The organism is Paenibacillus profundus (genome assembly GCF_021369635.1).
GTDB classification, from domain to species: domain Bacteria; phylum Bacillota; class Bacilli; order Paenibacillales; family Paenibacillaceae; genus Paenibacillus_B; species Paenibacillus_B profundus.
On sequence record NZ_JAJNBZ010000015.1, the window covers coordinates 100996 to 120834 of the forward strand.

Sequence of the window (19839 nt, forward strand, 5' to 3'; positions counted from 1 at the left end):
TGTGCTTGAACACGGCAATGCCGACTTCGAAGCAATCGCCAAGAAACTAGTCAAGCCGTCCGTCCATGTTGGGATTAGTGGTTATTTGGAAAGGGTTTGGCGTCATCATCTGGTACGCCGGCAAAGCACTCAACACTGGTTCCGGTAAAGTATTAATCGATCCGGAGACGGGCCAGCAATATCAAATGGGGACACAACACAGCTTATTTTTCGTTCCAATGCAATTTTGGGGACCTATCGGCATTGTTATCGGCATCATCTTGCTGATCGCATCACTTGTCATAAGGTAAACCCTTATTACTTTTCATGTTCGTAGCGGGAGAAGGAATATAGTTATCCTTCTCCGCCTCGTTTTAACGCCACATTCAAACATGGCCTTCAAAAAAAATTGTTATCCGTTACCGCACACGAGCCGCCGAATAAACTGTCAACAGGCCCCATTACTGAAATGAAACGGAGGATCACGGTGTGGCAAACCGATTCCATAAAGCGCGGTTCAAAACTATCGTCAGGAACTACGGGCTCCAACTGCACAATGTTAAATCTTACGCTTCCCTGTACAAACCAAACGCGGCTTTCCGGGTGTCTACGGATGAGGGCGATTTTTTAATCAAACCCTTTTACCGAAGAAAGATCGGAAACAAACTAACTACCAAGCAGCAAATCGTCCGGCTCTCTTCGTACATCCAAAAATTAAAGGAACACGGATATCCCCATTTGCCTAATTGGCTGGTCACAAAGTCCGGCGGGTACTGGGTTACCCAGAGCGGAAGACCCTACTATATGATGGAATGGGTTGAGGGCGGCCAGCTGCAAAGCGAGCAGGACTACGAAAACTTGGGCAGCGCCCTGGCAACTCTTCATAACATTTGCAAGGGCTCTCTTCCTCCCATGTCTCGATGTACCCGTAACCAAACCAAGCTATTCAAAATGCAGGATATACTCTTTCGCCGCCGCTTGCCAACCATTCGTAAGAGAAAAGGCGCAGGGAAATGGTTTAATGAACATGGCGGCCATTGCATCAAGCTCGCGAACGAAGCATGGGGTGCCATCGACGCGCCAGAACCGAAACATATTATGGAAGAGGAAATTAACCATCCCGCATTGATTCACGGGGATGTCACGTCCCCTAATGTCATTATTCATTCGAACGGACTATTTCTGATTGACTGGGATCAGTTACGAATCGATTCGACCTACTATGAAATCGTAAAAACCTTGTTGAACACTACTAATTACAATCAGGTACAGATCGATGCTCTGCTGCGGGGGTACGAACAATTAAAACCATTGATACCTGCGGAACGTGTGTTAGTCAGCTCTTTGTTCCGTTTGCCGGTCGAAGCATGGATTGCAGCCCGGGGAATTGCATCCGGCAGAGGTTCGCGCGTTTTTCGTCTGTTGGAGCGAACATGGGATGCACGTCTCAGCGCCATCCAGTGGATGGACGAATGGGCCCGGCGTCAGCTAAGTGACATCGCTTTCGTTCCGCACTGACCGCTTGAGGCGGCTTGGGAGTTAGTTGAGGTCTGCTGTGCCGAGTTCGTCTGAAAATTTTATTTTGGGCAGAGCAACGCCCCTGACGGAACCTTCCGTTCAGGGGCTGTATAACGCTCTGTTGGGCAAGAGTATTTTGTGTGACAGAACCGAGCACGTGCAGATATGGCAACCGGCTCTACCAACTATCGGCGCATGTTCGCTCGGCTAGCGTGCGTTCCGTACTGTTCGACGGGCGTCCCTGCGTGTTAATGGTTCGCCTGCGTCAAATGACGCGGAACGTCGCTGTCGCAAGCGATCCGAGCTGTCCATCCGCGCCTATCACCTGTCCAGTGCAGGTGATCGTTCGGCGCGTCTCGTGCGCAATGTCCGCTGTGACGCGAAGATCGCCTGCATGCAGCGGCGCGACAAAATGGACGTTCAAGTTCGATGTCACCGTATTCTCGCCGGGACGCGCCAGCATCGTGACCAGTCCCATCGCGTTGTCCAATAGAGAAGACACTACGCCGCCATGCACGATGCCGATCGAGTTCAAATGGTGAAGCCCGGCGTCAAGCTTCAGGACAACCCGCTCGGACGACGCCGACACCATCTCACAGCCTAGATATTCCCAGAATGTACCCCGTGCCTGTTCAAAGAGCTTTTCAAATTGCGAGCTCCCGACGGATAAAGGTACCGCCGCTTGCTTATTCATACAGGTCTCACCTCCGCTCCACTCCTTCGTTCGTTTTCATTGCATTGGCCGCAGCTTCTATCGCTTCAACAGCATTTCTTCTTCTTCGAGAAGCTTCCGGCGCAGCACCTTGCCTGCAATCGTCTTCGGCAGTTCGTCGCGGAATTCGTATTGGCGCGGTACTTTAAAGGAAGCGAGACGTTCCCGGCACCAAAGATTGAGCTCTTCCTCGGACGGCGAGCATCCCGGACGCGAAATGATGTATGCCTTCACTGTCTCGCCGCGATACGGATCGGGCACGCCTACCACAACAGCTTCCTGCACCTGCGGATGCTCGAACAATACTTCCTCCACTTCACGCGGATAGATGTTGAAGCCGCCTGCGATAATCAAGTCTTTTTTCCGGTCCATAATGGCGAAAAAACCATCCTCGTCCATCCGGGCCATATCGCCAGTATATAGCCATCCGTCTTTAAGCGCCTTCATCGTTTCCTGCGGCCTATTCCAATATCCCTTCATCACTTGGGGACCGCGGACGACAAGCTCTCCGACTTCACCCGGCGGCAGATCCTCTCCGGAGTATCCATCGACCACCTTCGCATCCGTATTCGGGAAAGGAATTCCGATCGAGCCGTTCTTACGCGCCCCCCATAACAGGTTCGCATGCGTAATCGGCGAAGCCTCCGTCAATCCATATCCTTCGATAAGCACGCAGCCCGTCAACGATTCAAACCTTTCCTGCACCTCAAGCGGCAACGAAGCCGCGCCGCTGAGGCACATGCGGATCGAGGACAGATCATATTCATGAATGTCAGGATGGTTGATGAGAGCAATGTACATGGTCGGCGCTCCGGGGAACACGGTCGGACGCTGCTTGTGAATCAGACGCAGCACCTCGCCCGGTTCGAACTTCGGCACCAGCACGTTCATTCCCCTGCAAAGCATGCATAGGTTCATCAGTATCGTCATGCCGAACACATGGAAAAAGGGAAGCGCTCCCAAGAATATTTCTTCACCCCGCTTCACCTTATAGAACCATGTGCCGGCTTGCATCGTATTGGCGACAAGATTGCCATGGGTCAGCATAACCCCTTTCGAGGTACTCGTCGTGCCGCCGGTATACTGCAGCAGAGCCAGGTCGTTCTCCGCGTCGACCTCGACGCAGGAGAAGCGAGGCGGGACGCTCTTCAGCAGCGCGTTGAAGGCATGGACATCGTCTCCGTACGCCACTTCGGCTGTATGCCCGCTCCGCCTTGCCTTAATCGGATACAGCACATTTTTAGGAAACGGCAAGTAGTCCTTGATGGAAGTTACGATGATGTGGCGCAGCTTCGTGCGTGCCTGTACGGCACGCACGCGCGGGAATAAAGCGTCAAGAGTGACAATGACCATGGCGCCGGAATCGGCCAGTTGAAGCTCTAGTTCACGCTCCTTGTACAACGGATTCGTGAGCACGGCGACACAGCCGGCCATCAGCGTGCCGTAATAGGCAATGACCGTCTGAGGACAGTTGGGCAGCATAATCGCCACCCGTTCCTTCCTCTCGATCCCAAGGCGCGTAAGCGCATTGGCGAAACGGCAGCTCTCCTCGTGCAGCCGCTTGTACCGCAACTGCTTCCCCATGAATTCGAGCGCGGGACGCTGCGGACAATCCCGCGCCGCGTCGATAAGAAATTGGGCGACATTATGCCGCGGGTAGTCATACGTCGGGTAGATTTCCTGCGGGTAATGACGGAGCCATGGTTTCTCCAATGGCATACCAAACCATCCCTTTCTCGCGGAATTCCCGCGTATTACGAGACCGCGTATTTTTCCGCCTGGATGACACGTGCCGCGATTTCACGCTTCATGCTGACAGAGTCTATCGGTGAGTTTTTAGCCAGCTTTTTCAGAATGGACAACTGCGTGCGCAGCATGTCGCCCGACTCCATGGCCGCCAGCGATTCCTTGGCGATTCGTTCGATGTCGGCAAACGCTTCATGCACATAGACGGTCGTCATCTGCACGGCCAGCTTCGCCTTCGCCTCGCCGCCCTTGGCTATCAGCTTGCGCGTGCGCAGCAGGACGCTCTCCATCGCATATACCGCAATCATCAGATCGGCGAGGTTGCTGAGTATTTCCTGCTGTTTTTCCAATGCAGCTCCGTACTTCTGTGCCGCCAAGCCGCCGATCATGAGAAATACTTTTTTCGCCATGGATACCAGGTGTCCCTCTTGCTCCAACACGCCGCCCGAATCCGGAACGGATACGATCGACATCAGATCGGATTGCAGCGCCTGCGCCTTTTGCATGAGCGGAAGCTCGCCTTTGGCCGCTTTCTTGAGCAGCGTGCCCGGTATGAGCAGGCGGTTGATTTCGTTCGTGCCCTCGAAGATGCGATTGATCCGGGAATCACGATAGATGCGCTCGATTTTGTATTCTTGGGTAAAGCCGTAGCCGCCGTGAATTTGCACGCCTTCGTCGGCAACGAAGTCGAGTGCCTCGGAAGCGAACACTTTGTTGATGGAGCATTCGAGCGCATATTCGGCAATGCCCTTGGCCGACAGCATGCCTGAGTCCGGCTGCTGATGATCGATGTCCTTGAGCGCGGCGTCAACCAAGCCGGACGTGCGGTACACCATGCACTCCGTCACATACGTGCGGATGTTCATCTCCGCAAGCTTCTTGCCGATGAGCGGGAAGGATGTGAGCGCCTTGCCGAACTGTGTGCGCTCATTCGCGTATTTCGCGCTCAGCTCGATCGCTTCCTTCGCTGCGCCAAGGCAGCCCGCACCCAACTTGAAGCGCCCTATGTTCAAAATGTTAAACGCAATGACGTGGCCGCGGCCGATTTCACCGAGCAGGTTCTCCACCGGCACCTTGACATCCTCAAAAAATAACGGGCAGGTGGAAGATCCTTTAATGCCCATCTTCTTCTCTTCCGGACCGATCGTGAAGCCTTCCATCCCTCTTTCTACAATAAAGGTGGTGAAATCCTTACCGTCCACCTTCGCGTACACGATGAAAATGTCGGCGAAGCCTGCATTTGTTATGAAAATTTTGGAGCCATTCAACACGTAATGGCTGCCGTCTTCGGACAGCTTTGCCGTCGTCTTCGCTCCGAGCGCATCCGATCCGGATGACGGTTCGGTAAGGCAATAGGCGGCGATTTTCGCTCCTGTCGCCAAGTCGGGCAAATATTTGCTCTTTTGCTCCGGCGTGCCGAAGAACACGATTGGCAGTGTCCCGATACCGACATGTGCGCCAATGGACAGTGCGAATCCGGACGCTTTCGTCAGCGTCTCGCCGATAAGCGTCGAGCTTACCTTATCGAGACCGAGGCCGCCATATTCCTCTGGAACGTCGGCACTGAGCAAGCCGAGTTCCCCGGCTTTGCGCATCAGCTTTACCGTCAGCTCATAGTCCAATTTCTCCAATGCTTCGTCGTTAGGCAACACTTCGCCTTCTACATAATCGCGGGTTGTTTCCACCATCATGCGTTGCTCTTCGCTGAAATCCTCCGGCGTGACGATCGCTTCCGGTTCTACATCCTCAATAACAAAGCTGCCGCCTTTAATCTTCGTTTCCAACATCGCAATCTTCCTTTCCAATGAATTGTTAAGTTAAGCAAATACTTCAAACACGCCGGCGGCTCCCATTCCCCCACCGATGCACATCGAGACGACACCGTAGCCGCCGCCCCGGCGGCGCAGTTCATGCACGAGCGTCGCCGTCAGCTTCGAACCCGTGCAGCCGAGCGGGTGGCCGAGCGCAATCGCGCCCCCGTTCACATTCACTTTGCTCTCATCCAGCTCCAACTGGCGGATGATGTGAATGCATTGCGAGGCGAACGCTTCATTCACCTCGAACAGGTCCACTTGCTCCTGCGTAATGCCCGCCATGCGCAGCGCCTTCGGGATCGCTTCAACAGGGCCTACGCCCATAATGTCCGGCTCGACGCCGGCGATAGCGAAGCTGCGGAATGCGGCCAGCGGTTGCAGGCCGAGCGCTTGCGCCCGTTCAGCGCTCATCAGCACGCAAGCCGCCGCGCCGTCGCTCATCTGCGAGCTGTTCCCCGCCGTAACGCTGCCTCTCGCGGCGAACGCCGGCTTCAGCCGGGCAAGAGCTTCCGGCGTCGTATCCGGCCGGACGCCTTCGTCCATATCGAACGTTATTTCTTTCTCCCATGGACGGCCGTCGGCGCCTACGCCTTTTTGCGACGTATTCACAGGTACGATCTCATCGCGGAATTTCCCTTCCGCGATGGCGGCCGCCGCCTTACGGTGGCTGTCCGCCGCGAAGCGGTCCTGATCCTCGCGGCTGATACCGAACCGTGTCGCTACATTCTCCGCGGTATACCCCATGCCCATATACACCTCCGGCATCTCGGATATAAGCTTCGGATGCGGCGACAACTTGAATCCGGTCATTGGAACCGCGCTCATGCTCTCTATGCCGCCGGCCACGATCGTCTCGGCGGAGCCGGCCCTGATTCGTTCCGCAGCGAACGCTATCGACTGTAGGCCTGACGAACAGAAACGGTTAATCGTCACCGCAGGCACAGTCTCCGGATAACCGGCATACAGCGACACGATGCGCGCCATGTTCAACCCCTGTTCGCCTTCCGGCATCGCGCAGCCAATAATGACATCCTCGATCTCCGACTTGCTCAAGCCCGGCGCCCGCCGAACCGCCTCATCCAACACGATGCGGCCCAGATCCTCGGCGCGCGTGTGCGCGAGGATTCCCTTCTTTGCCTTGCCAACTGGCGTACGCGCCATAGATACAATGACTGCCTCTTTCATTGCAATCTCACCTCATTCATAATTAATTGCGCAGCGGCTTGCCTTTGGCCAGCATGTGCTGCATGCGCGCCTGCGTCTTCGGTTCGCCGCACAGGCTCAAAAATGCTTCCCGCTCCAAATCGAGCATATACTGCTCAGTCACAAGGCTGTTCGCCGGCACATTGCCGCCTGCGAGCACATGCGCAAGCTTGTTCGCGATAAGCCGGTCATGATCCGAAATGTACCCGCCGAGATGCATCGTATAGGCTCCCAGCTCAAGCACCGCCCTGCCCGGCTCTCCGATGACGCGGATGCGCTCCTCTTCCTGCGGCTCGTATCCCGCGCTATCCATTGCCAGCACGGCCATCTTTGCTTCATGTATGCGGCGGTCCTCATTAATGACGACGGAATCGCGCGGTCCCATGTACCCTAGCCGCTTCGTGTCATAGCCGCTCGTCGACACCTTCGCCATTGCGACCGTCTCGAAATACCCGCTCACGAACGGCTGCAAATCAGCGTCCGTATGGCCCGCCATCCGGCTTGAGCGCAAGGCCAATTCCTTGCAGCCTCCGCCTCCCGGAATTAGGCCGACACCCGTCTCCACCAGTCCGAAATACGTTTCCGCCGAGAAAATGATCTTGTCGGCAGGCAAGCATGCTTCCACCCCGCCGCCCAGCGTCATCTGATGCGGCGCTGCGACGACCGGTTTTTCCAGCCTCTTGAGCGTCAGCATGGTGTTCTGGAACTGGCGGATAATGAGGTCGATCTCATCCCATTCCTCTTCCTGCGCCTCCATCAACAGCAGCATCACATTCGCGCCGACGCAGAAGTGGCGTCCTTCGTTCGCCACGACGAGTCCGCGGTAATTGCGGCGCACCTCGTCGACGCTCTTCTGTATCATCGTCAGTATGTCGGCCCCGATGGCGTTGTTCGGCGAATGGAATTCAAGACATGCGACACCGTCGCCGATATCAATTAAGCTAGCGCCCGGATTGGACAGCACGACTTGGTTCTGTTGCTTGAGCCCTCGCAGCGAAATATGCTCGGCCGGCATCTCAAGCTCGCTCCAGTCCCCATTGCGGACATAGAAGCTTCTATTGTCCCGCTGCTCATAAAATCCGGTATGGCCGGCGTCTATCCAAGCACTCACCCACTCCGGCAGTGTATCGCCCTCGGCCTCCATGCGTTTGGCGGTCGATGCCAAGCCAATCGCATCCCATATCTCGAATGGACCGAGATCCCAGTTGAAGCCCCACTTCATGGCGCTGTCAACATCGGCTATCGTGTCCGCGATCTCGCCCAGCTTGTGCGCCGCATAGAGCAGCACTGGCTTGAGCGTGTTCCAAGCCAGCTCGGAATACCGGTCCTTCGTCCCGAGCAGCGCCCTGATTTTATTGGCCGCCCCCTTCGCGGTCTTGGCCGCTTCGAGCGAAGCCGATGAGACTTTGCGCGACAGCGTGTACTCCATCGTGTCGAAGCGGAGCGCATGAATTTCCTTGCCGGCCTCCGTCTTCACCTTCTTATAGAAGCCTTGACCCTGCTTCTCGCCGATCCAGCCAAGCTCCACCATCCGGTTCAGGACATCGGGAGCGCTAAATACGTCCTTCTCTGCCGTGGCAGCCGTCTGACCATGCACGTTGGCCGCAACGTGGACGAACGTGTCGAGTCCGACGAGGTCAAGCGTGCGGAACGTGGCGCTCTTCGGCCGTCCCAAGGCCGGTCCAGTCACCGCATCGACTTCTTCGATCGTGTATCCCATTTCAAGCATATTGCGCAGCGTGACGAGCAATCCGTACGTGCCAATGCGGTTGGCTATGAAATTGGGCGTATCCTTGGCCACAACGACGCCTTTGCCGAGACGGCGCTCGCAGAATTCGTGCATGTACGACACAATTTCCGGATCGGTCGTTGCTCCCGGTATAATTTCAAGCAGCTTCATATAACGCGGAGGATTGAAAAAATGAGTACCTAAAAAATGACGTTTGAACTCTTCTCCGCATGAAGCAACCATGTCATTGATGGAAATGCCGGACGTGTTCGACGATACGATGGTGCCCGGCTTCCATACCCCCTCGATGCGCCCGAATAGCTCCTGCTTGACGTCAAGCCGTTCGACGACGACTTCAATAATCCAATCCACGTCGGCCAGCTTCGGAAGATCGTCATCCAGATTACCCGGCGTGATTCGTTCGGCAAATGCTTCGCTGTATAAAGGTGCCGGTTTTGTCTTTTTCAAACGTGTGATTGCATTAACGGCAAGACGGTTGCGCACAGCCGGGTGCTCAAGCGTAAGTCCCTTCTGTGCTTCTGCTTCCGTAAGCTGAGCCGGCACGAGGTCAAGCAAGAGACACCGAATGCCGGCGCCTGCCAAATGGGCGGCGATGGCCGCTCCCATTACGCCGGATCCGATAACGGCGGCGCGTTGAATCGATTGGATCATATGCAGATTCCCTCCCAGATTGAAATGTTCTGTTTCAACATGATGAGATGACTGAATCGTTGTTGGTTGTGTTGACATGTACAGGATGTCGTTGCTTTGGAGTCGGACGTTGTTGTTTGTGACAGGTCATTGATGATTGGCTATATCGGGTAGGTCATTGTTGGTTGTAATCGTTGTGGTTGATTCATTGAGGTGTGTTCATTCGATGTCCATTCATTCGATGTTCGTTCCATATTAGTTCGATGTTCATACGTTGAAGTCGCAGTGCTTTCCATACAAAAACAATGTTGATTTACACGCTGACTGGCTGCTTGTCGTCTGACTTCACCGGGCCGAATACGGCCAATTCCAGAATCTCGGCGATATCTCGCGTCTGTACCGCTTCTTCCGCCTCCAGCAGCTTGGTGCCATCTTCCATCATGGTGAGGCAATACGGACAGGCCGATGAAATGACTGACGGCTTCGTGGCAAGCGCCTGTTCGGTGCGTGCCAGATTGACGCGCTTGCCGGCGGTTTCCTCCATCCACATCATGCCGCCGCCCGCTCCGCAGCACATGCCGTTCTCGCGGCTGCGCTCCATCTCAAGCAATGTTACGCCCCGGATTGCCCGCAAAATGTTGCGCGGCTGATCGTAGACGCCGTTGTATCGCCCTAGGTAGCACGAGTCGTGATACGTTATGCGTTCCTGCACTTCATGGCGCGGTACGAGACGCTCCGCGCGGATTAACTCGTCGAGCAGCTCGCTGTGATGAAGAACTTCGGCTTCAAGGCCGAATTCAGGGTATTCATTTTTTAGCGTGTTATACGTGTGCGGGCAGGCGGTTACAATCTTGCGCACGTTGTATTTTTGGAACGTGCCGATGTTCTCCTCGCACAGTTGCTGGAACAGAAACTCATTGCCCATACGCCGCGGGGTGTCGCCCGAGTTTTTTTCCTCGTTGCCAAGTATGGCGAAGTTCACTCCGGCTTCGTTCATGAGTCGCACGAGCGAACGCGTTATCTTGCGGCTGCGATTGTCGTACGAGCCCATCGAACCAACGAACAGCAAAATGTCGAATTCGGGGTTCTCCTTCACCGTCGGCACATGCAGCACGCCTTCAGGATCGATTTCCTGCACCCATTTGGCGCGATCGCTGCGGCTGATTCCCCATGGATTGCCCTGACGCTCGATGTTCTGCAGCGCCCTCTGCCCATCATGGGGCATGCTGCCTTGCGTCAGCACGAGATATCGGCGCATGTCGACGATTTTGTCGACGTGTTCATTGGCGACAGGGCATTGATCCTCACAGTTGCGGCAAGTCGTGCACGCCCATATTTCAGCTTCGGACATGACATCGCCGATAAGCTCCAGCTCTCCCGGCGCACGATTCGCCGTCGTCTGCCAAGATGCGGCTTGCGCCCGCATCGTCGGTCCGATGTCGGTCATCCCCTCGCCTTGCCACGCGCCGAGCTCTTGACCTCCGGTCTGCATGCCGTGTGTGCTGGCAGTCGAGAAGGCGAATGCCGGTATCCAAGGCGAGCGCGAAGTGACGGCCGCGCCTTTGTCCGTCAAGTGATCCCGCAGCTTGACAATCATGTGCATTGGCGAGAGCCATTTGCCCGTTCCGGCAGCCGGACAAACATTCGTGCAGCGCCCGCATTCGACGCAAGCATACAGATCAAGCAGCTGCTTCTGTGTGAAATCTTCCACCTTGCCGGCACCGAACGATTCCGCTTCTTCGTCTTCGAGATCGAGCTTACGGAGACGCCCGGGCGATTCGGTGCGCCGCAGCAGCAGATTGACCGGGGCTGACAGCAGATGAAAATGCTTGCTCTGTGGCACGTAGACAAGAAACGCCAGCAGAATAAGCAGATGCGCCCACCAGAATGTCACATACAGCGCCTCGGCCACGCCTCGGGACAACCCGGCAAGCGGAACCGCGATCAGAGACGATATGGGCGCGTATGGCGACTGGCCCTCCCCCTCGACCAGGCGATCGAACGCCATCGTCAACAGGACGGACAGCATGAGCGAAAAAATAAAGAAGACGACGATGGAAGGCTTCCATCCGCGTTTCAATCGCTCCAGCTTCTCGCCGTACCGGCGGTAAGCGGCATAACCCATGGCGACCAGCACAAGCGCCACCGTTGTTTCTTGCAGCAGCTCGAACGCCGCATAGCCGGGAATCGGAAGCGGCTGGCCCGACAGTCCTTTATAGATGATATCCAGCGCACCCAATTGCAAAATGATAAATCCGTAAAAAATGACAATGTGCATCAGACCGCTCTTCTTGTCCTTGAGCAGCTTCGTCTGGCCGAACACCTGAACGGCGAATTCACGCAAGTTATGCTTCGCTCGCCCGCTCCAATCCACCGGCTGGCCCAGCTTGACGTACATGTACCGATGGATGACCGCTTTGGCGAACCAGTAGACACCGAGTCCCGTGACGGCCAAAAACAGGACGAGCTGCACGATCGCTCCCGGCATCGGAACCATCTCCTTTCTCCTTTTGTAAATGAACGAATGCCCTCATAGGAATCGCTTCCATCGGCTGATATCACATGTAATCGTCTTGATGCGCACCCATTTTTCATCCAATCATTGACAAGGGTTTCGTTCTATTTTATGATATCAGCAGAAAATGAATGAGCGTTCATTCATTCGTATTCCACATTTTAGCACTGAGGTGATTCCATGGCAAGTCAGAAAAAAGAAAAATATACCCAAATCCTCGATGCAGCGGTCAAGGTATTTGCAGAAAACGGATTTCACCGTTCGCAAGTTTCCAAGATTGCCAAAACGGCCGGAGTCGCTGACGGTACTATTTATTTATATTTCAAACGAAAGGAGGATATCCTCATTTCCTTGTTCCGCGAGAAGCTGGGCGAGCTTGTCGCCAAGTTTCACGCCAGCCTCGAAGAAGCGACAGGGGCTAAGGAAGCGCTGCGCAAGGTATGTGAAATTCATTTTACCGAACTCGAAAATGATCCCGATTTCGCCTTCGTGACGCAGATCGAGCTTCGACAGAGCTCGATCGAACTCCGCAAGGAGATCGGCAAGACGATTAAGCCGTACATCGTGCTGATTGAACAAATTCTGCTGCAGGGCATTGAAGAGAAAGTGTTCCGTTCCGATCTGGACGTGAAGCTCACCCGTCTTCTTATTTTCGGTTCCATGGACGAGGTCGTTACCTCATGGCTCATCTCCGGGCAAAAGTATTCTCTCTCCGGACAACTGGACGGTGCGGTAGGCTTCTTTTTAAAAGGGCTCGAGGCATGAAAAAACGAAAGGGGCAATGAAAGATGAATATCATCGTATTAGTCAAGCAGACGTTCGATACGGAGGAAAAGATCTTCATCGCAGAAGGAGGCGTCGTCGAAGACGGGGTCAAATTCGTGCTTAATCCCTATGACGAATACGCAGTGGAAGAAGCGATTCGCATCCGTGATGATATGGGCGGCAAAGTGACCGTCGTCTCCTCCGGTCCCGAGCGCGCAGCCGAAGCGTTGCGCACGGCGCTCGCCATGGGCGCCGACGAGGCCGTGCTGCTGAACGACGAGCGTATCGGCGCGGATGAACACGCGGTCGCGCAAGCGTTAGCCGCTTTCGTCGGCACGGAGCCGTACGACCTTGTCCTGGGCGGCAACTTCTCCGTGGATAACGGTGCGGGGCAAGTCGCCGTAAGACTGGCGAAGCTGCTTGGCATCCCGCATGTGTCAGCCATTACGAAGCTGGACATCGCCGACGGACGCGCCGTGTGCTCCCGGGACGCCGAGGGTGATACGGAGATCCTTGAGCTGCCGCTGCCGGCGCTATTCACGGCCCAGCAAGGGCTGAACGAGCCGCGCTACCCTTCGCTGCAAGGCATTATGAAGGCGAAGAAGAAGCCGTTCCGCGAGCTGACGCTGGACGACTTTGGCGTGACAGCCGAAGCGCGCACCGCGCGCGCCGAGCTGTTCCTGCCCCCACAGCGCCAAGCGGGCAAGCTGATCTCCGGGGAACCGGGGGAGCAGGCGCAGGAGCTGTTCCGGCTGTTGCGTACAGAAGCGAAGGTTGTATGATTCCGATTCTGATTCCGATTCCGGCAAGGTCCATATTTGAAGGAGGCGATTGACCATGTCCAGAACAATTCTTGTTGTAGCCGAAGCGAAAGGCGGCGTTCTTCGGCAGGTATCTTATGAAGCGATCGGTGCGGCCCGCACTGCTGCCGGCGACGGCGGAACCGTGGCCGCTGTCATCATGGGTTCTGATGTGACCCGGCTTGCGGGCGATTTGGCCGTCTACGGCGCGGATTGTATTTATTCCGTTGATCATTCCGCTCTCACTCATTATCATCCGGAAGCTTACTTTGCCGCGTTGCAGGCAGTCATGCAGGAAGTCCGCCCAGACGGCGTGTTCTTCGGCCATACCGCGTGGGGCAAAGATCTTGCGCCCCAATTGGCTGCCGCGCTCGGCGCCGGCCAGATCTCCGACGTCATCTCCATGGACACGGACGACAGCGGCGAACTGCTGTTTACCCGTCCGATCTATGCAGGCAAAGCTATGGAGAAGAAAAAATTTATGTCAACGCCGTGGATCGTCACGATCCGCCCGAATAACATTCCGCCTCTGGCCGCTGAAGCAGGCCGGACGGCACCGGTAACAGCTGTCGCTTATCCAGAGCCGCCGCTGGCCGCCGTCATCCGCGAGGTTGTGCAAAATACGGCCGGCAAGATGGATCTGAGCGAAGCGAAGGTCATCGTCTCCGGGGGCCGGGGCGTCCGCAGCGCCGAGGGCTTCAAGCCGCTGGAGGAGCTCGCGGACGTGCTGGGCGGCGCCGTCGGCGCTTCACGCGGCGCGTGCGATGCGGCCTATTGCGATTATGCCCTGCAAATCGGTCAGACTGGCAAGGTCGTCACGCCGGAGCTGTACATCGCCTGCGGCATCAGCGGCGCGATCCAGCATCTAGCCGGTATGAGCCAATCACGGGTCATCATTGCGATTAACAAAGACCCGGAAGCGCCTATTTTCCAGGTTGCCGATTACGGCATCGTAGGCGACTTGTTCGAAGTTGTGCCGCTCTTGACCGAGCAGTTCAAGCAGGCGCTGCAGACGTAGGATGTAGCTTTTCCGTATCCGCTCATTCGGCCATCATTTCATACAAGAAGGGCATCAGGCAGCCTAATTAGAAGGCTCGGGATGCCCCTTAAATCCCAGTGCTTTTTTACTATTAACTATTCGATCATATCATTCGCCATAGTTGTGACTCAGGCGGGGGAGGCTGCGAGTAACTCCCGCCCTGCAGTCACTTTTTTCTGGTTTGTTCCCCACTCCCACTTCGTTCCCCATTTCTGAATGCGCTCATTCATGTTAGGAAAGTTGATGTTCAGTACGGTCGAAGCTTGTTTCCATTGGAAAGCGTACAGCAGAAAGTACGGGTTAAGCTGCTCAACTGCATGCAGACTGTATTTTATACAGTAGATCCGGCTGTTTCTCGGCGATTGAGCCCGATAAGTGTCAAACCATTGGATGAACTCCAATGAAACCTGCCGCTAAGCGATATACACGCTGATTCCATTGGACAGAATCCAATGTATCATAATGAAGACGCCTAACCTGCGTCCTCGAATCACCTTTATCAACAGACCATCGTTAGCGATGCAACTCCATAATAAAAGCCGATCCTCAAAGTTGAGAGATCGGCTTCTTAGTGATACTGCCATATTCAGCTGCACTGGCACTGCCCGCAATCCCATTATTCCATAGACGCGGCTTTTAATAATGACGAGAGGTTCAATTCAGCTGTACTCTCGTATACGATATTCGCTCCTGCTATACGCAATACTCGCTCTTCACCAATGCCTACTGCGTACATTCCCGCAGCTTTGATAGCTTCAATGCCTGCTTGAGCATCTTCAATTCCGATGCAATATCGCGGGTCAGCTCCTACGGCTTCAGCACCATTCAAGAATATATCGGGAGCAGGCTTTCCCGGAATTCCGTCCGGACTCACCATGTATTGAAACATTTCCTCCAGTCCCAGCGACGTTAAAATGCGAGGCGCATTCTTGCTGGCCGAGGCAAGAACGGCAGGCACCTTTTCTTGCTTTAACTGTTCTAGCAATTCTCCAATCCCCGGATACGTATGTTCAGGCAAGAGCTGTGTCAGCAGAGAAATATAGTGTTCATTCTTCTCCTGTGCCAAGACTGTGCGTTGGTTAGGCGTGAAGTCTTGCGCACGGTTACCATGAATCAGGATGCGTTCAAGAGACTCCATCCGGCTGATTCCTTTCAGCGCCTCATTGAATTCGCGGTCAATCCCAATACCTATGTTCTCCGCCATTTGCTTCCACGCCAGATAGTGATACTCTGCCGTATCTGTAATGACACCATCCAAATCAAATAATACGGCTTGCAGCTTCATCTTAGTTATCCCCCGACGCTAGATTGACAGTTAACACGTGATCGAAGCTGTATTCCGTTCCATATACTTCTAGCGTTACTGGAAGCTGATCAAGAGCCGTTATAACGAGCTTGTCCTTCCCAATGGCAACCTCCAAGCGTTGGCCTTTCCAACTGATCGAGAACTCCAGCTTGTTCCAGTGCGCCGGCAGCTTGGGGTTCATTCTCAGCTTTCCATGGATCATACGCACGCCCGCAAATCCCATAACGATAATTTGCCAAATCCCCCCGATGGAGGCCGTATGCATACCTAAATCAGAGGATTTCATATCCGGCCCTAAATCAATCTCGCATGCCTGCTGATACAATTGATACGCCAGCGAACGATCATTCAAGTCATTTGCCAGTATCGCATGCGTAGATAAGCTTAAAGATGAGTCATGCAATGTCTTCGGCTCATAATAATGGTAGTTGGCGATTTTAACCTCTTCACTAAACTTATCCTCTAGCAAGTAAAACAGGATCATCAGATCAGCCTGCTTCGATACCTGAATGTCACTAAGCTGCTCCAAGCTATAGTCTTCAAAGATGGTGTTGACATGGGTTTGATTTTTATATTTCGTCAGATCAATGATTCGCTTCGTCAAGTAAGTATCATCTTGCGGCACCAGCAAATCGGTGTCGCGCGGCTGAGGCAAATATAGTTTGTCGATGGCCTCGTTCCATGCAATAGCGGCTTGTTCCAACTGAAGCTTCGCGTTTAATTTTTGATATACAGCCGTGTCCCGCTCCCGCAATTGCTGATAATACGTCACCGCAAGCTCTAAGTTAAAATGCGCAAAATAGTTGGTAAACGCATTGTTGTCAACATGCTCTTTGTATTCATCCGGGCCGATTACATCGTTGATCGAGTATTGCTGCCTGCTGTCGTCCCATTCCAAGCGGCTCGCCCAGAATTTTGCTGTATCAAATATGATTTCATAGCCGAATTCTTCCATGAATGCTTGATCGTCTGTTGCCATGTAATACTGCCATACGGCAAAAGCTACATCAGCGGTAATGTGCTGCTCAATAAACCCTGTCCAGATCTTCGTTTGCTTCCCTGTAACAACATCAACCCGGCCCCACTCGGGCGCAACTTCCCCGTCGCTCGGCCATGCCGCTTCCCAAGGATACATGGCTCCTTCATATCCATTGCTTTTTGCTTTTTTCCGCGCGCCTTCCAGTCCTAAATAGCGATAAGTCAACAACGAACGCGCAATCTGAGGATTCGAATAAGTAAAGAACGGCAAAATAAACATTTCGGTATCCCAAAAGGAATGGCCATGATACCCTTCGCCGCTCAAGCCTTTCGCCGCTATTCCCATCCGTTCATCATGAGCAGGCGTCATCACTGTCAAATGGTACAGGGCGAATCTGGCTGCGAGCAAGTCAAAATCATTCTCGGAATCAATGTGTAACGGGTACACTTCCCATACTTTTCGCTCCCATGCTCGGGCATGCTCGAGAAGCAATGCATCATAGCCTTTGGCAGCACAGGCCCGCAAGCTTGACAATGCTTGCTGACGCATATCTTGCAGCTCCATTCCCGCCAGGTCTTTATCCCGCGAGGTATGGACCGTAGTCAGCTTCTCCAAAGAAAGCTTTTGGCCTTTAGCCACGGCGCTCTTAAACGTCAGCATCACAACTCTGCGATCAATGCGCATGAAGGGCTCTTCTAGCTCAACGCCGTCCAGACTTGCATGATGAACCGTGTGGAACATGAAATCGATTTGCGATTCGACTGTTTTTTGTATCATCTCGATATATTTCTTATCGTATATACGTTTCTCGCCTTCATAAAAGTGCTGTGAACCGCTATTGGCCACTTGCGCATTAATGCCGCTCTCGATGCTGATTTGTACATCCGCATCGAGAGCTTCGATCTCCAGGCTCATCGCAATGACGTGCAGGTTATCCAGCGATACAAATCGTTTGAATGTAAATGCCACTTCTTTTCCGGCTGAGGTCGTCCAAATGAATGAGCGAGTCAGCTCGGCTTCCTTCAAGTTCAAAGCGCGAACATAGTTGGCTGTTCGGGAGGGAGCTGCATCCAATCGTTCTCCGTCAACCCGGATATCGAGCCTGGTCACGTCTGCAGCGTTCGGCAGCTCGGATACTTCGATTCGATCCGATTGATTGAAGGTGCCAGCAACGAATAAGTTCCTTACTTCGCCGACATAAGGTTCTTCCGTTGCGCTCCGCAATCCCATATACCCATTGCCCAGGGACATAACAGCTTCGGCCTTGCCTAATAAATTTCGAGAAAAATCTGCTTCGGCAACGATCCAATTTTTAAAGTCGCCCTCTCCTAAGTCGTATTTCATCATAGCCATCTATTCCTCCGTTATACCGGCCCATCAGCCTTTTACCGCTCCTGCCGTAATTCCCTCAATAATATTTCGTTGCATAAAGACAAAGAACACGATTACCGGTATGGAAGCCATCGTCAATGCCGCCATCGCCAAATGCCATTCGTTCATATATTGACCGAAGTAAACGGATGATGCGATCGGAATCGTCTGATTCTTCTTGGAACTGAGCGTGATAAGCGGCAGCAGGAAGTCGTTCCAGATCCACAATGACTGCAAAATAGCAATCGTAGTCGTAACTGGTTTCAACAACGGAAGGACTACTCTAAAGAACGCGCCTGCAATGCCATTGCCGTCGATTAAGGCAGCTTCTTCAAGCTCACGCGGTATGGATTTGATGAAGCCGTGATATAAAAATACAGCAAGAGGAATACCGAATCCCCAATACATAATAATAATGCCGGGAATAGAATCCATAAGGCGCAATTCACTGGCTACCTTAACTAGCGGAATCATTAACGTCTGGAATGGAATAACGAGTGAGGACAATATGAGTAAAAATAAGCATTGACTCACCCAACCAGGACGCCGCACAAATTGATACGCAGCCGGTGCGCTGATCATTAAAATACCAGCCACTGAAACTATCGTAATAATGAGCGAGTTCATGAACACGCCGCCAAAGTTAAGCTGTTTCCACACCGTCGCAAAATTGCCGAAATGAAACGCGCTCGGAAGAGCTGCAACCGACGATACGACTTCATTGTACGATTTAAATGAATTGACTAACGTGATATACAACGGAAAAAATACCACTACAGCAAGCAAGGATAAGATGATGAATAGAATCGGCTTGCGTTGATTCTCGCGTTTATGCATTATAGCTCTACCTCCCTACGCTTCAGCACAATGGACTGTACCAAGGTTACCGCAGCAAGAATGAGGAAGAATACGACCGCTTTCGAAGATGCGTAGGTGAACAAATTCCTTCCGAAACCTTCCGTGTAGATATGATAAGCCAACGATTGTGTTGTTCCGAAGGGTCCGCCGCCCGTAAGGGAATAGTTCAGATCGAAGCCCTTAAAGCCGTTGGCAATCGCCAAAAAAAAGTTGATCGTTAATGCAGGACGAATGAGCGGGAACACAACGTTCCGCATTCTGCTCCAATATCCGGCGCCATCGATTTCGGCGGCCTCAAGCATATCTTTCGGCACGCCCTGAAGCGCAGCCAAGTAAATAATCATAAAATATCCGACCGACTGCCATACAGCTACCATAACGATAGACCAGAAGGCATAATCGGGAAGACTCAGCCAATTTTTCTGAAACAGCGACCATCCCGTTGCCGCACCGATTTCGCTAAACAGATTCGTAATAATAAACTGCCAAATAAAACCTACGATTACCGAACCCATGACATATGGCAGGAAAAAGATTGTGCGCAATACGTTCCGAAATTTAATCGCTTGGTTCAACCCCAATGCGAGAAGAAGTCCAATTACATTGAGGAGAACCGTCGTAACCGCAACATACTTAGCTGTAAAAACAAAAGATTTCATAAATGCCGTGTCGTGAAGCAACTGCTGATAGTTGCTCCACCCCACCCAACTAATATTGCTGCTGATTCCATCCCAATCCTGAAAGGAATAAACAATCGCTCTTAGGAATGGAACAAGAATAACTAAAGCGAAGAAGATGATAGCTGGTGCCACAAAAGCGGTATACATCAATCGCCCGCGTGTCTTAATCGTCAT

At 53.4% G+C, this 19839-nt stretch carries 15 protein-coding genes; 5 read left to right on the forward strand and 10 right to left on the reverse strand.

Annotation, left to right across the window (positions count from 1 at the left end; translation table 11 throughout):
- Positions 1 to 65 precede the first annotated feature (65 nt).
- The gene (locus LQV63_RS17855) at positions 66 to 290 is read left to right on the forward strand and encodes a hypothetical protein (protein ID WP_233697738.1); all 225 of its coding nucleotides are present in this window, start codon (positions 66 to 68) and stop codon (positions 288 to 290) included.
- Positions 291 to 468: 178 nt separating this feature from the next.
- On the forward strand, positions 469 to 1497 hold the full coding sequence (locus tag LQV63_RS17860) for a phosphotransferase (protein ID WP_233697739.1): 1029 nt from the start codon (positions 469 to 471) through the stop codon (positions 1495 to 1497).
- Positions 1498 to 1762: 265 nt separating this feature from the next.
- On the opposite strand, the gene LQV63_RS17865 is transcribed toward LQV63_RS17860, so the two are convergent.
- The 6 genes from LQV63_RS17865 to LQV63_RS17890 all read right to left on the reverse strand — a co-directional run bounded on the left by LQV63_RS17865 (position 1763) and on the right by LQV63_RS17890 (position 11840).
- A complete protein-coding gene (locus LQV63_RS17865) occupies positions 1763 to 2191 on the reverse strand; it encodes a PaaI family thioesterase (protein ID WP_233697740.1) in 429 nt (142 codons plus the stop codon).
- 57 nt (positions 2192 to 2248) lie between these two features.
- Positions 2249 to 3928 carry an AMP-binding protein gene (locus tag LQV63_RS17870; protein ID WP_233697741.1) on the reverse strand — a complete coding sequence of 560 codons (1680 nt, stop codon included), beginning with the start codon at positions 3926 to 3928 and terminating at the stop codon, positions 2249 to 2251.
- A 35-nt stretch (positions 3929 to 3963) separates the two neighbouring features.
- On the reverse strand, positions 3964 to 5742 hold the full coding sequence (locus LQV63_RS17875) for an acyl-CoA dehydrogenase family protein (RefSeq protein ID WP_325175899.1): 1779 nt from the start codon (positions 5740 to 5742) through the stop codon (positions 3964 to 3966).
- A gap of 30 nt (positions 5743 to 5772) precedes the next feature.
- Positions 5773 to 6954: an acetyl-CoA C-acyltransferase gene (locus LQV63_RS17880; RefSeq protein WP_233697743.1), complete on the reverse strand. Its 1182-nt coding sequence runs from the start codon at positions 6952 to 6954 to the stop codon at positions 5773 to 5775.
- A gap of 22 nt (positions 6955 to 6976) precedes the next feature.
- Positions 6977 to 9373, reverse strand: coding sequence for a 3-hydroxyacyl-CoA dehydrogenase/enoyl-CoA hydratase family protein (locus LQV63_RS17885; RefSeq protein ID WP_233697744.1), 2397 nt, complete (start codon positions 9371 to 9373; stop codon positions 6977 to 6979).
- 292 nt (positions 9374 to 9665) lie between these two features.
- Positions 9666 to 11840 carry a (Fe-S)-binding protein gene (locus tag LQV63_RS17890; RefSeq protein ID WP_019421543.1) on the reverse strand — a complete coding sequence of 725 codons (2175 nt, stop codon included), beginning with the start codon at positions 11838 to 11840 and terminating at the stop codon, positions 9666 to 9668.
- A gap of 207 nt (positions 11841 to 12047) precedes the next feature.
- Here LQV63_RS17890 and LQV63_RS17895 point away from each other — a divergent pair, with 207 nt between their 5' ends.
- The 3 genes from LQV63_RS17895 to LQV63_RS17905 are packed head-to-tail and all read left to right on the forward strand — an operon-like array spanning position 12048 to position 14450.
- A complete protein-coding gene (locus tag LQV63_RS17895) occupies positions 12048 to 12632 on the forward strand; it encodes a TetR/AcrR family transcriptional regulator (protein ID WP_019421544.1) in 585 nt (194 codons plus the stop codon).
- A 23-nt stretch (positions 12633 to 12655) separates the two neighbouring features.
- Positions 12656 to 13414, forward strand: coding sequence for an electron transfer flavoprotein subunit beta/FixA family protein (locus LQV63_RS17900; protein WP_233697745.1), 759 nt, complete (start codon positions 12656 to 12658; stop codon positions 13412 to 13414).
- Positions 13415 to 13469: 55 nt separating this feature from the next.
- Entirely contained in the window at positions 13470 to 14450 is a 981-nt protein-coding gene (locus tag LQV63_RS17905) for an electron transfer flavoprotein subunit alpha/FixB family protein (protein ID WP_233697746.1), read from the forward strand.
- A gap of 637 nt (positions 14451 to 15087) precedes the next feature.
- Here LQV63_RS17905 and pgmB read toward each other — a convergent pair.
- Genes pgmB through LQV63_RS17925 form a run of 4 tightly spaced genes read right to left on the reverse strand, consistent with a single transcriptional unit; the run spans position 15088 to position 19839 of the window.
- The gene (gene pgmB, locus LQV63_RS17910; protein WP_233697747.1) at positions 15088 to 15756 is read right to left on the reverse strand and encodes a beta-phosphoglucomutase; all 669 of its coding nucleotides are present in this window, start codon (positions 15754 to 15756) and stop codon (positions 15088 to 15090) included.
- Between the two features lies 1 nt (position 15757).
- Complete coding sequence (locus tag LQV63_RS17915; RefSeq protein WP_233697768.1) at positions 15758 to 18103, reverse strand: glycoside hydrolase family 65 protein; 2346 nt, start codon at positions 18101 to 18103, stop codon at positions 15758 to 15760.
- Positions 18104 to 18133: 30 nt separating this feature from the next.
- The gene (locus LQV63_RS17920; RefSeq protein ID WP_233697748.1) at positions 18134 to 18964 is read right to left on the reverse strand and encodes a carbohydrate ABC transporter permease; all 831 of its coding nucleotides are present in this window, start codon (positions 18962 to 18964) and stop codon (positions 18134 to 18136) included.
- Positions 18964 to 19839 (reverse strand): carbohydrate ABC transporter permease, encoded by an 876-nt coding sequence (locus LQV63_RS17925; protein ID WP_233697749.1) that lies wholly within the window; start codon positions 19837 to 19839, stop codon positions 18964 to 18966. The genes LQV63_RS17920 and LQV63_RS17925 overlap by 1 nt, the downstream gene beginning before the upstream one ends.